11 protein-coding genes are annotated in these 11,902 nt (G+C 67.0%); 3 read left to right on the plus strand and 8 right to left on the minus strand.

Annotation, left to right across the window (positions count from 1 at the left end; all coding sequences use genetic code 11):
- The first annotated feature begins 2 nt into the window (after positions 1–2).
- Positions 3–1,052, plus strand: a complete 1,050-nt coding sequence (locus KYC_RS09375) for a hypothetical protein (protein WP_008161337.1) — start codon at positions 3–5, stop codon at positions 1,050–1,052.
- A 15-nt stretch (positions 1,053–1,067) separates the two neighbouring features.
- Here the strand turns inward: KYC_RS09375 and KYC_RS09380 are convergent, their stop codons facing one another.
- The 8 genes from KYC_RS09380 to KYC_RS09415 all read right to left on the minus strand — a co-directional run bounded on the left by KYC_RS09380 (position 1,068) and on the right by KYC_RS09415 (position 9,566).
- Positions 1,068–1,889 carry a hypothetical protein gene (locus KYC_RS09380; RefSeq protein WP_008161339.1) on the minus strand — a complete coding sequence of 274 codons (822 nt, stop codon included), beginning with the start codon at positions 1,887–1,889 and terminating at the stop codon, positions 1,068–1,070.
- A 63-nt stretch (positions 1,890–1,952) separates the two neighbouring features.
- Complete coding sequence (locus KYC_RS09385; protein ID WP_008161341.1) at positions 1,953–2,402, minus strand: hypothetical protein; 450 nt, start codon at positions 2,400–2,402, stop codon at positions 1,953–1,955.
- A 156-nt stretch (positions 2,403–2,558) separates the two neighbouring features.
- Positions 2,559–2,912: a DUF4148 domain-containing protein gene (locus KYC_RS09390; protein WP_008161342.1), complete on the minus strand. Its 354-nt coding sequence runs from the start codon at positions 2,910–2,912 to the stop codon at positions 2,559–2,561.
- 308 nt (positions 2,913–3,220) lie between these two features.
- Positions 3,221–4,306 carry a LuxR C-terminal-related transcriptional regulator gene (locus KYC_RS09395; protein ID WP_008161344.1) on the minus strand — a complete coding sequence of 362 codons (1,086 nt, stop codon included), beginning with the start codon at positions 4,304–4,306 and terminating at the stop codon, positions 3,221–3,223.
- 301 nt (positions 4,307–4,607) lie between these two features.
- The gene (locus KYC_RS09400; protein WP_008161346.1) at positions 4,608–6,308 is read right to left on the minus strand and encodes a DUF6138 family protein; all 1,701 of its coding nucleotides are present in this window, start codon (positions 6,306–6,308) and stop codon (positions 4,608–4,610) included.
- A 53-nt stretch (positions 6,309–6,361) separates the two neighbouring features.
- Entirely contained in the window at positions 6,362–7,432 is a 1,071-nt protein-coding gene (locus tag KYC_RS09405) for an ABC transporter substrate-binding protein (protein ID WP_081478008.1), read from the minus strand.
- Entirely contained in the window at positions 7,425–8,789 is a 1,365-nt protein-coding gene (locus KYC_RS09410) for a sensor histidine kinase N-terminal domain-containing protein (RefSeq protein WP_050814854.1), read from the minus strand. Before KYC_RS09410 ends, KYC_RS09405 begins: the two co-directional genes overlap by 8 nt.
- 72 nt (positions 8,790–8,861) lie before the next feature.
- Positions 8,862–9,566, minus strand: a complete 705-nt coding sequence (locus tag KYC_RS09415) for a response regulator transcription factor (protein ID WP_043518013.1) — start codon at positions 9,564–9,566, stop codon at positions 8,862–8,864.
- Between the two features lie 178 nt (positions 9,567–9,744).
- On the opposite strand from KYC_RS09415, the gene KYC_RS09420 reads away from it, so the two are divergent.
- Complete coding sequence (locus tag KYC_RS09420; protein WP_008161353.1) at positions 9,745–11,085, plus strand: CitMHS family transporter; 1,341 nt, start codon at positions 9,745–9,747, stop codon at positions 11,083–11,085.
- A gap of 38 nt (positions 11,086–11,123) precedes the next feature.
- A complete protein-coding gene (locus KYC_RS09425) occupies positions 11,124–11,864 on the plus strand; it encodes an SDR family oxidoreductase (protein WP_008161356.1) in 741 nt (246 codons plus the stop codon).
- Positions 11,865–11,902 lie beyond the last annotated feature (38 nt).

Raw genomic sequence — 11,902 nt, forward strand, 5'->3', positions numbered from 1 at the left:
CCATGCCGATCAAAGCCCTCACCCGCACCCTTACGCCTCCGATTCTCGCCGCGAGCGGCCTGGATACGCTGGACCAGTTCTTCAAGCGTCCCGAGGTCGCCGCCTTTCTTGCCCAAACGCGCGACCCGGCCCACACCGGCGGGAACCTCCGGGCCTGCGCCGATCTGCTGCCCAGGGTCCACCCGTCCCGGGCCGCGGCCCTGGCCCTGATGAGCGGCTCGTTGGTGGAAGACGGCGCGGACCCTGCCATTCTCTTCCCCGTGCTCCAGGCCTTGCTGGCCAAATGGCTGCGGTCCCTGCGCCCCTTCTGCGCGCAGGAAGTGGAGGACGACGACGATGAGGTCGAAGAGGCGGACCGCCAAGCCTGGCTGGACGCCCAGTCCAGGATGGCGGCCGTCCCGACGGACGAGCGCTGGCAGGTCGAATCCCTGCACCAGGCGGTGGACCTGCTGGTCCTGCCGATGATGACCATGCTGATGCGCGACCGGGCCAATCATCAGGCCTTTATCGCCGATAGCGAGCTGATGGCCATGCTGCATCCGATGGCCACCCTGAACGACAGCCTGCCGTTCGAGCAGCTGCATTATCTGTGGCTGGCCTCGCAGCTCAGCTACGAGGACGAGCTGGTCGTGGTGCTGCCCGCTTCAGGCACGGGATTCATCGCCGAGGCGCATGCCATCAACAACACCTTCCACGCCTTCTCGCTGCTGCAGATCATCATCGGCGAGCATGCGCAGACGCTTGGGGTGAAGCGGGAGATCGCCGCCCGAGAGCCGGACATGGACGGCGACACCGCCGATTTCCAGTGGCTGCAGGCGGGCGCGTACGCGGACGGCGAACTCAGGAACATCATGCAGTGGGCCTGGGGCGAGGCGGCGCTGCGCGACCACCCGTCCAGGCATGGCAAGCGGGTGCTGATCGCGCTGGAAACGGACGAGGGCGCCAAGCGCAACTGGTCCGGCTTCAACGGCGTCATCCACGAGGCCCAGCAGCCGTCCATGACGTTCAAGCGCTATCTCACGCCCGAAGAGGCGGCGTCGTATCTGGCTTGACGCAGGGGCGGGGCGTCAGTCGGCTGCGAACATCCCGTCCACGCTTTCCTGCAGATCGAAGATGTCCGACACCACGTGCAGCCCGACGCGCTTGCCCAGGCGGCTGTTGTCGGGCGGCGTTTCCACGCATGCCTTGACCAGCACGACTTGTCCGGCGGGATCGGGCATGAACTTCATGCCGGCGACGGACAGGTGTTCGATCCGGACGCTGCCGTCATTGAACCGGCGTCCCCGGGCGGGCTTGTCCCGCAGTTCCTCGATGGTGGGCACGTGGTCGAAAACGGCATCGTAAAACTCGATGACGGGGCTCTGGTTGGTGCTGGCGCAGCGGTGGACATAGGCCGCGTAATGGCGGCCGTCCAGCTGGTAGGACACGACGTCGCCGGCGCGGTGGAAGGTCAGGCTGTCAGGCAGGCCCGGCGCGCGCTTGAGCGGGGCGGGCGGCGTGCGCAGGAAGGCGGTCTTGATGTCGTTCGTCTTGCGGTGGAAGTCGTCGCTCAGGGCCACCGCGTCGTTCAGGGCGTCGATGCCGGCGTCGGCGCGCGCTGCGATGGCGGCGTCGGCGATGCCGTACCTGTGCAGCAGGATGGCCAGCGCCACGGCGGCCTTGTGGCGGTATAGCGGGGACGCCGCGTCATCTCCGGCCTGCAGCACGCAATTCCAGCGGCGCAGCAGGCAAGGCAGGACGTGGGCCGCAAGGTCGGCGGAAATCGCGGGGTCGTGCCTGGCTCGCGCCATGGTCACGGTCAGCAGCCGGGACAGGTCTTCGTCCAGCGTCTGGACCAGGATATCCGCGGCTAGCTTCTTCAGCGCCTGGGCGTGGGTAGGGGTGGTCATAGGGATACTCGATGGGATTGAACGCGCGGGTCTGCGATGCAGCGCGCATCCGTCATGCCGGAATTAGCGATTTTCCAGGCCGGCCTGCGTGCGCTGTTCTCGGATCAGGTCTACGTTGTCGCGGATCTGGCCAATCAGCGATTCCAGGCCGGCGCGCGTTTCGCGCAGCGCGTCGGCGTGCTGGTCCTTCGGGGTGGTGGGATTGGGCGTCGCCGCATCCCAGTCCAGGGCGGACTGCATCGCGTCGGCCCAGTCCTGCGGAGATCCGCCGGCCCATTCGTTGATGCTGGACCCCACGGTGGCGTTCAACGCGTCCATGGCGGCCGGCTCGTCATCCTGGGGCAGGCCCGGGTTGGCGGCCAGCAGATAGCGAAACCGCAGCTGGCCGGCGTAGAACCATTTGACCGCTTCATCCTTGTGCCCTTGCTCGAACAAGGTCAGCGCGTGAACGTAGAGTTCGCTCGGATGGGACTTGGCCAGGTATCGCTCCACGTCCTGCGGGGTGTTCGTCATGGCGTGCTCCAGGTGAATAAGGGCTGGAGCATAAATGGGGAACGCTTCCCTCTTGTTTCAAAACAAGAATATTGTGGATCAATATTTACAGAAAGAAATCGGGGCGCATGCGCGAGGCGGACCTCGCGTATGCGCCCCGTGGGCTGAGGGGCAGCGTCACCACTTGCCTTGCGACCCTGAGGCGGGCTGCGATTGATACCCCGCGGGCATCTGATTCCATGGCTGCGCCATGCTGGCCGGCCGGGTGCTCACGTACTTGTTGTAGTTGGCGGCATACTGCGAATTGCCGGGATCCGGCACGTCATCGCCGCTCCACTGGTTTTCGACCCCGGCCTCCTTCCAGGCGGCCAGATCACGTTCGACGTCTGCGCGGGTCAGCGTGACATTGGTTGGCGGGGCGGCGGTGGCGGGCACGGTGGCGGCGGTTTGCGCGACGGCAGGGCCGGACAGCAGGGCGAAAGCCGCCAGCGCGACCGGGATGAGGGCGCGGAAGGGTAGGACAGGATTCATGAATGGCTCCTTGAGGACGGATAAGGGCGCAGCGTTGGGGCCGGTGTCCTCGGAGCGCGCCGCGGCGCGGCCTGGGCCGAGGGCAGCTGCGTGACCGGAATGGCGTGTTCATGTGCTGGTTGAGCAAACCAAGCTCGGGAAGCAGCCTCGTGGCGCGGCAGGCGCGGGCCGGGGTGTCGTCCGGACGGTCGAGCCGTCGCTGCGGTCTCATGCCTTCGAGGTCATCGTAAGGGCCGGATGGGTGCAGGCCACATACTCAAAATTAGGTACGCCCGAGTTGTAAGCAGATGCCTCTTCCCTGTTGACGCCTAGAGCAGCGAGGCCAGCCTGACCAGCTCGGATTGGCGGCTGCATTCCATCTTGTTGAGCAATGAGGCCACCTGCTTGCGCACGGTGAGCACCGACGCGTGCCGCAGGGTAGCCACTTCCTCGACGCTGTGGCCGGCGGCCAGCCCGGCCAGCACGGCGGCCTCGGCGTGGGTGATGGAGAACACGGTCTGCAGCTTGGCGATGTCCGGCATGGCGAACGCGCTTTTCTTGCGCATGCGCACCAGCAGCATGCGCCCGCCGATGAGGCTCAGCGCTTGCGGCGCGATGCTGATATCGACCCAGAACAGTTCGCCCCAGCCCGATGCCGTGGCCATGGACCGCATCTGGCCATCGCGCGCGACGGCGGCGCAATGGGCATCGAACAGCCGCTGCACCTTGGGGTCTGCGTGGCGGAGCCTGCGGCCGTGCAGGGTCCAGCCGCCGGCGTCGTCCAGATAGCCGACCGCCAGCGAAGACAGCTTGTCGACCATGGAGTCCCTGCTGATGAGCAGCAAGGCTTCCTGGACCTCGGAGAAGGCGCTTTCCAGCGACCGCCACCCGATGGCCTGGTTGCGCTCGCGCTGCGACAGCTGGCTGCGCAGCGCCAGGAAGTAGCGGGCGAAGTCGCCGGACTGAAGCCGGTCGCTGGCCTTGGGGTCGATGGAGGCGCGCTGAAAGCCGATGGCCGCGTGCAGCACGGTGTTGGATTCGATGATCAGCGACAGCAGCTGCGCCATGCGGTGCTTGGCCATGTAGTCCGCATAGAACTCGGTGCGCTGCAGGTGCGCGGCGTCGTACATTCGCGCGGTGTCCAGCCAGGTGCCCGCAGGCGCATTGCGGCCGTCCTGTTCCAGGATGTCGCAGCTGTAGTAGTGCTCCTGGTATTCCGAAAAGCACGCGTCTGAAAAACCGATCGCCGACAGCGTCAGCAGCTTGTTCCTGGCGTCGAAGACGATCAGTGTGCCGCTTTCGGCGCCGACCAGGTCGCGAGCCGTGCAGAGGATGTCCTGCCACGGCGGCTCGGGGTCCGTAATGTGATCGACGGCCTCGATGGCGCGACGCAAGGCGATTCGATGATCGGGCATGGCGAGCCTCCAACTCTGGGTCAAACGTAAACGCTGCTACGTGTCACAGATGGTTGTAGGTGGCGCCGGATAGCAAGGCCTGGCGGCGCACCGCTGCTGCGGATCAAAGCGGTAGGACGCGCCGCGCTGGGGGTGGCGCCGGCGGCAAGTCCAAGCGGAAATTATCGTCGGAAATCCGCGCGCAAAGGAGAAAATCCCTGCGCTTTCCGGATGCGGCAATCGCCTTCAGTAGCGCCCTAATACGGCGATACCGGGATAATTCAATCAGCGCACCAGAAGGGTGCCAGCGGCGCGTAGCGGATCAGACTTTCTCAGGTTCCAGCAGCCGCAGCAGCAGCGCTTTGCGCGGCTCTTCCGCCTTGCGCGCAAGCGCCGCCAGTTTCTTGTCCGGGCCGCAGAGCCGTTCGCGTACAGGAGCCCTCAGATAATCGGGCAGGTCGGCCAGCGCCTCGGCCAGCAGTTCCAGCGTCCGCGCGTCTTCCAGCGGGGGCTTGGCGGTCAGCTTGAAATTGTCGGTGCAGCAGCGCAGGCAGGCGACGATGGTGGACACGGTGCCAGGCGTCAGGCCGTAATGTTCGATGAACACTGCCGTATAGCGGTCCTGCGCGGACTGGTGTTCGTCGTCCACCCGTTCCATGTAGTGCCGCAGCAGCGGAAAGTGGCGAGCATCGGCCAGGCCCAGCGCGAAGGCCGCGTAAGTGCCCGACAGGCAGGCTTTCTCGGCTTCGGCGTCGGCGTACCACTCGTAGGGCTGGATTGCCGCGAGGGCGTATGCGGTCAGCGCCTCGTGCGTCTCCGGGTGCTGCGCGGCGTTCGCAAAGAAGCGGTGGGTATCGGACCTGGCCAGGCCCTTGATCGGCAGGTAGTGGCGCGCCGAGCTCTTGAGCGTGATGCGGTAGCCGGCCGGAAAGCCTTCCCGCAGCAGGCGGGCGATGAAATCCAGCGCCTGGATATATGCCGCGGGCGTTTCATTGCGGATGCGGATGGCGACGGTGGCCAGCACGTCGTTGGCCATGCCGTCCACATCTGCGTTCGCCAGGCGCGCGTGCTCGGGCGGGTGCGCGCCGCTGCCCTCGGTCAGCATGCCGGCCGCACGCGCGCTGCCCAGGTCGCGCGCCAGTTCAAGAAAGCCCAGGCCCGTGGGGCGCGAAAAGCCGGGTTCGTGCCGCAGGATGAGCGTGGCGGCAAAGAGCAGCAGGTCGACGTCCGTATCCGACGGATCCAGCGCCGCGCCCGGCTTAGGCGTGTAGATGTTTTGCCGGAAGGCGTTCTGCGCGATATCGAAGTAGCGGGGCAGGTACTGCTCCTCGGACCAGCGGCGCACTGCGTGGATGATGGAGCCGCGCTGCTCGGCCAGGGATTGCTGGCCCGCGTTCAGCTGCAGCACGCGCGTGAAAATCTGGATCAGCCAGGCGGCGTCCGGCTTGGGGAACAGGCGCGTGTCCAGCAGATGGCTGCACAGCAGGCTGATGTGCAGGCGCTTGGTGGGGTGGTTGCCGTTCAGCAGGGTTTCGTCCACGAACTGCGTGACCCGTTCGCGCAGCCATTGCTGTTTGGCGGTGTCGGTATGGTCGGCCAGCGTCACGCGCAGCCGGCCTTCTGTGGTGGGAAACTGCGCACGGAACCGGAAGTGGTGATTGAGATGGGGCTTGCCGGCCAGGCGCGCGATGCGCGCGCGCACCGCCTCGCCCAGCGCGGGAGCAAGCTCGTCCCGAACCTGCGCGGGGCTGAGCGGACCATTGCGGCCCTGCGAACGAAGGCCGTCTTCATCGTCGGGTTCCCAGCCGGGCATGACATCGAGCACGATGCGCGACGGCTCGTACTCCAGCAGGATCTCGTCGTGGATGCCGGCCTGCAGCGGCGTTCGAGCCACGATGGCGTCGATGTCCTGGCGGCCTTCCAGCTGGTCGAACCAGCCATGGATGGCGGCGAGCGTCTCGTCCTGGATCTGCTGCGCTGTTTTGTGGTGCAGACCGATGGCGCCGGAAACTTCAGAGGTCATGATGCGGGCTCGTTGCGGAAACTGGGCCGCATGCTACACGAAGCGCACAGGTCCTAACCCGGTGGAAAGATCGCCGCCCGCCACAGGTCCAGGAAGTGGCGCTTCTTCAGCGGGTCCAGGTATACCAGCAGCCCGACGCCCAGCGCCATGGGCCGCACGCCCGCGGCAGGGATGACCGACGCACTGACGGGCCGCATGCCGGACTGCTGCGCCAGCATCTCCTGGCCGCGGGGCGACAGCAGGTAGTCCAGGAACATCCCGCCCAGGTCGCCGCGCGGCGCTTGCCGGGGAATGATGGCGGAGCGCGACAGCATCAGCGTGTAGTCCTGCGGGTAGATGATCGCCAGCGGCGCGCCCTGCGCGATGCGGTGCCGGGTGTAGGACTCCAGCAGGTTGTAGGCCAGCGTGATTTCGCCGCGCTCCAGCCTGTCCAGCGCATGTTCCGTGGATTCGTGGATGGCGACGTCGTTGCGGCCCAAGGCGGCCAGGAGCGCGCCCGCCATGCTGTCCAGGCGGGTGTCCTGCGTGGCGGCCAGGTAGCCGATGCCGCTGCCCTGCACGTCGTAGGTCGAGATCTGGCCGGCCAGCGGCTGGTCCGGCGCCTGCAGCAGCGACAGCAGTTCGCGGCGCGTGTGGGGCACGCGTGCGGGGTCCAGCTTGCGCGTGTTGTAGACCATCACGATGGGATCGGTGCCGATGCTGAAGACCTCGTCGCGCCAATTGGCCCAGCCGGGCAGGGCGCGCGTTTCCGGCGACACGTGCACCTGGGCATAGCCGTCGTTGACCAGCTTGGTTTGCAGGTCCATGGCGCTGCTGATGACCAGATCCGGGCCCGACCGGGAGGCCGGTTCCCTGGCGGCGCGGGCCACGGTTTCGGCATAGAGATCCTGCGTGGACAGTTCCGTGTATTCCAGGCGCACGCCGGGATTGAGCTGGCTGAAGTCTTCCAGCACGCCGCGAAACACCTGCACGCTGTTGGACGCGTGTACGACCAGGACGTTGTTGCTATCGGCTGGACCCAGCGCCAGGCCGCTGCCGCTGACCTCGGCGGCATGACCCGCCGCGCCCAGCGTCAGCACGGCCGCGCAGGCCAGTCGGCGCAAGATGGACAGGAAGCTAGGCATGATCGGGAAGCGCCGGCAGCGCGATAACGGCATCCAGGCCGCCGCCCACCCGGTTGCTCAGGCTGAGCCTGCCCTGGTGGATGTCGGCGACCCGCTTGATGATGGACAGACCCAGGCCGGCGCCGGGCGCGCGGGGATTGGGGCCGCGCGCGAAGCGCTCGAAGGCGGTGTTGGCCAGCGCGGGCGGAATGCCCGGACCCTGGTCCGACACCGTGACGAGCCAGTCGGCGTCTTTCCGTTCCAGCCGGACGTCGATGTGGCCGTCTTCCGAGGCGCCGTGGCGAAGCGCGTTGTCGATCAGGTTCTTGAAGGCCTCGCGCAGCATCAGGCTGTCTCCCAGGACGCGCGGCGGATGATCGGCGGAATCCGGCAGGCGCAGGCGGACGTCGGGCTGCGGATCGGCCTGCGGGACCGTGTCGTAAACGGCCTGGCTCAGCAGCTCGGCCAGGTCTACGGGCTGGAACTGCCTGACGTTGCTGCGATGGATGACGCTGGCGTCGCTGAGCAGCTGGTTGACCAGCCGCGACAGCTTTTCGGCATTGCGCAGCACGGCCAGCAGGCTGCGGCGCTGCTCGGCGGGATCGTCCTCGTCCAGCGCCACCTCCATCTGCGCGTGCAGCGCGGCCAGGGGTGTGCGCAGCTGGTGCGCCGCTTCGGCGATGAAGAGGCGCAGCGTGTCCAGGTTTTCCGACAGGCGAGCCATGAATCCGTCCAGCGAGTGCACCAGCATGTCCAGCTCTTCGGGCACCGGAGCGGCGATGGGATGCAGGTCCGACGCGCTGCGTCCGGCCAGTTCGCGTTCGACGCGCTGGATGGGGGACAGCGAGCGGTGCAGCCCCCAGTAGGCCAGCGCCAGCGCGGCGGCGGTGAAGCCGATCAGCGCCAGCGTGCCTTGCCACAGAATGCCCTCGGCCAGCGCGTTGCGCGCTTCGCGCGTCTGCGCGACCTGGATGATCGCGGTCTGGGTTTCGCGAGGGCCGGCAACCTTGCGTTCCATCCAGGCGATGCGCACGGGCTGGCCCTGGTAGACGGCTTCGTAGAGCCACGGCGAGTCGGCCGCGTCGGCGTTGCCGCGCGCGGGCGGGGCAGGCAGGTCGCCATAGCCGGAAATGAGCGCGCCCGGGGCGGCGGCCACGCGGTAGAAGACGCGGTCGCGCGGGGCCTGCTCCAGCAGCGCCAGCGACGCGTAGGGCATGTCCATCTGCCATTCGCCCTGCACCAGCTGCAGGCTGTCGGCCATGGACAGGACCGATGCGCGCAGCAGCTGGTCGTACGTGGTGTCGGCGGTCTGGTGGGCGTAGCCGCGCACCAGCAGGTAGATCGCGCCCAGGCCGGCCACGAACAGCGCCAGCAGCATGGCGAGCAGCCGGCGGCGGACGGAGATTCGGCGCGGCTGCGCCGGAAGCGGTCGGTTCACGCGGCGCAACTCCTAGCCGCGCGGCTCTGCGGGCGGCGCGTGGTCCGCATCGCCCGTCGCAGTCAGCAGATAGCCGGTGCCGCGCTGCGTCTCGATGCGCAGCGGCGATCCCTCCAGCTTGCGGCGCAGGCGGGCGATGTAGACCTCGATGGCGTTGGGCGCGGCCTCGTCGTCGAAGGCAAAAAGCTTGTTGGCGATTTCGGTCTTGCTGACGGCGCGGTTCATGCCGGCCAGCAGGATTTCCAGCAGGCTGTATTCGCGTTTGGGCAGTTCGATGCGCTGGCCCGCCAGGGTGACCTGGCGGGCGGCGCTGTCGATGACCAGCTCGCCGAAACGCAGGACGCCGGCCGCCTGGGCGCTGGGACGGCGCAGCAGGGCGCGGCAGCGGGCTTCCAGTTCGCGGAAATCGAAAGGCTTGGCCAGGTAGTCGTCGGCGCCGGTGTCCAGGGCGTGCACGCGGTCTTCGATGTCGATGCGCGCGGTCAGTGCAAGCACGGGCGTCTTGCTGCCGCGGTCGCGCAACCGGTGCAGGATGTCGAAGCCCGACATGCGGGGCAGGCCGATGTCCAGGATGACGAGATCGAAGGTCTCGTACTGCAGCACGCCGTCGGCGCTGAGGCCGTCGCTTTGGCTGTCCACCGCATGGCCGAGACGGCGCAGCCGGCGCACGAGTGCGTCGGACAGGTCCTCGTCGTCTTCGATCACCAGGATGCGCATGCGGCGATTGTCGCATGGCTGGATGGCACTCATGCGGCGCATGGTGCGCTTGCCCCCCAGGCCGCGCGCGAGCCGAAAAAACGACAGGTTCCAGACAGCTTTTATTTCTAGTCTTGCGGTCCTGCTTCCCCCGCCGGAGGCAGCCACACATAACAACGACTAGCCGGAGATAACCCTCATGCTTCTGACCCTGCTTGGCTTCGGCATGGTGATCACGTTCATGACGCTGATCATGACCAAGCGCCTGTCGCCCTTGGTTGCGCTCATCCTTGTCCCCATTATTTTTGCCGTCCTGGGCGGCTTTGGCGCCGGCATCGACAAGATGATGCTGGACGGCATCCGCAAGATTGCGCCGACGGGCGTGATGCTGATGTTCGCCATTCTGTACTTCGGGGTGATGATCGACGCCGGCCTGTTCGATCCCATCGTGGGACGCATCCTGCGCGCGGTGAAGGGCGATCCGCTCAAGATCGTCGTCGGCACCACGGTGCTGGCGCTGGTCATCTCCCTGGACGGGGACGGTTCGACCACCTACATGATCGTGGTCGCGTCGATGCTGCCCCTGTACCGGCGCCTGAAGATGAACGCGCTGTCGATGACCTGCCTGGCGATGCTGGCCAGCGGCGTCATGAACCTGACGCCTTGGGGAGGGCCCACGGCGCGCGCCGCCAGCGCCTTGCACGTGGACGCCGGCGACATCTTCGTGCCGCTGGTGCCGGTGATGGGCGTGTCCATCGTGGCGATCCTGGTGCTGGCGGTCTTCCTGGGCCTGCGCGAGCGCCGTCGCCTTGGCGTCCTGTCCCTGCCCGAAGGCGCGTCGCTGCATGCCGGCTACGACGAGGACGGCCCCAAGAACCTGCCCGAGATCGAGGTGGACCACGACCTGCGCCGGCCCAAACTGCTGTGGGTAAACGCCGGCCTGACGCTGGCGCTGATGGTGAGTCTGGTGATGGGCGTGCTGCCCCTGCCGGTGCTGTTCATGATCGCGTTCGCGGTCGCGCTGATCATCAACTATCCGAACCTGGCCGAGCAGCGCCGCCGCGTGGCGCAGCATGCGGGCAATGTGCTGTCGGTGGTGTCGCTGATCTTCGCCGCGGGCATCTTCACCGGCATCCTGTCGGGCACCGGCATGGTCGAAGCCATGTCGCGCAGCCTGCTCGCCGTGATTCCCGACGCGCTGGGGCCTTATCTGGCGGGCATCACGGCGCTGGTCAGCCTGCCGTTCACCTTCTTCATGTCCAACGACGCCTTCTATTTCGGCGTGCTGCCCATCCTGAGCGAAGCGGCGCAGGGCTACGGGATTTCGCCGGTCGAAATGGCGCGCGCCTCGCTGATCGGTCAGCCGGTGCATCTGCTGAGTCCGCTGGTGCCTTCCACCTATCTGCTGGTCGGCCTGGCCGGCGTGGAGTTCGGCGACCACCAGCGCTATTCGTTGAAGTGGGCCACGATGGTCTGCATGGTGATGCTGGCCGCCGCCCTGGTTTTCGGCCTGTTCCCGCTGGTCGGCTCCGCCGCCTGAACCGCGGCGCCCGCCGCACCACTCACAAAGGATCATCCATGGCTTTGCGCATTGCCTACGTCACCAGCGGAATGGGCCACACGGGCACCGCGATCTGCCAGGCGCTGCATCATGCCGGGCACCGCGTCGTCGCGGGCTGCGGCCCGCGCTCGTCCCGCAAGGACCACTGGCTGAAGGAACAGAAATCCCTGGGGTACGATTTCATCGCCTCGGAAGGCGACGCCACCGACTGGGCGTCCACCGAGGCCGCTTTCGCCAAGGTGCGGCGCGAGGTCGGCGAGATCGACGTGCTGGTTAATAACGCCGGTTCCATGCTGGACATGCGCTTTCGCCAGATGAGCCACGCGGACTGGTCTGCGGTGCTGCGCAGCAATCTGGACACGCTGTTCAACAGCACCAAGCAGGTAGTCGACAGCATGGCGGACCGGGGCTGGGGGCGCATCATCAACATCGGATCGGTCGCCGCCGAAAAAGGCCAGATCGGCCAGATCAACTACGCGACCGCCAAGGGCGCGGTCATCGGCTTCACCCGGTCGCTGGCGCAGGAAGTGGCCGCGCGCGGCGTGACGGTGAACCTGGTTTCGCCGGGCTTTATCGCCGACGACACCGTCAAGGCGTTTCCCCCCGCATTGCTGGACCGCATCATCGAAAGCGTGCCGGTGGGCAGGCTGGGAACGGCCCGGGACCTGGCCGGCCTGTGCGCCTGGCTGGCGTCTGACGAGGCGGCGTTTGTGACGGGCGCCAATTACGCCATCAACGGCGGCGTGTACATGAGTTGACGTGTTGGCGGGAGCGGGCCGCGGCGAAATTGGGCAGG

Source organism: Achromobacter arsenitoxydans SY8 (assembly GCF_000236785.1).
GTDB lineage: Bacteria > Pseudomonadota > Gammaproteobacteria > Burkholderiales > Burkholderiaceae_B > Achromobacter > Achromobacter arsenitoxydans.

Excerpts from the sequence above, each read along its gene's own strand:
- KYC_RS09375 (WP_008161337.1), top strand. The coding sequence starts at position 3 with ATGCCGATCAAAGCCCTCACCCGCACCCTTACGCCTCCGATTCTCGCC.
- KYC_RS09380 (WP_008161339.1), bottom strand. The coding sequence starts at position 1,889 with ATGACCACCCCTACCCACGCCCAGGCGCTGAAGAAGCTAGCCGCGGAT.
- KYC_RS09385 (WP_008161341.1), bottom strand. The coding sequence starts at position 2,402 with ATGACGAACACCCCGCAGGACGTGGAGCGATACCTGGCCAAGTCCCAT.
- KYC_RS09390 (WP_008161342.1), bottom strand. The coding sequence starts at position 2,912 with ATGAATCCTGTCCTACCCTTCCGCGCCCTCATCCCGGTCGCGCTGGCG.
- KYC_RS09395 (WP_008161344.1), bottom strand. The coding sequence starts at position 4,306 with ATGCCCGATCATCGAATCGCCTTGCGTCGCGCCATCGAGGCCGTCGAT.
- KYC_RS09400 (WP_008161346.1), bottom strand. The coding sequence starts at position 6,308 with ATGACCTCTGAAGTTTCCGGCGCCATCGGTCTGCACCACAAAACAGCG.
- KYC_RS09405 (WP_081478008.1), bottom strand. The coding sequence starts at position 7,432 with ATGCCTAGCTTCCTGTCCATCTTGCGCCGACTGGCCTGCGCGGCCGTG.
- KYC_RS09410 (WP_050814854.1), bottom strand. The coding sequence starts at position 8,789 with ATGCTGCTGGCGCTGTTCGTGGCCGGCCTGGGCGCGATCTACCTGCTG.
- KYC_RS09415 (WP_043518013.1), bottom strand. The coding sequence starts at position 9,566 with ATGCGCATCCTGGTGATCGAAGACGACGAGGACCTGTCCGACGCACTC.
- KYC_RS09420 (WP_008161353.1), top strand. The coding sequence starts at position 9,745 with ATGCTTCTGACCCTGCTTGGCTTCGGCATGGTGATCACGTTCATGACG.
- KYC_RS09425 (WP_008161356.1), top strand. The coding sequence starts at position 11,124 with ATGGCTTTGCGCATTGCCTACGTCACCAGCGGAATGGGCCACACGGGC.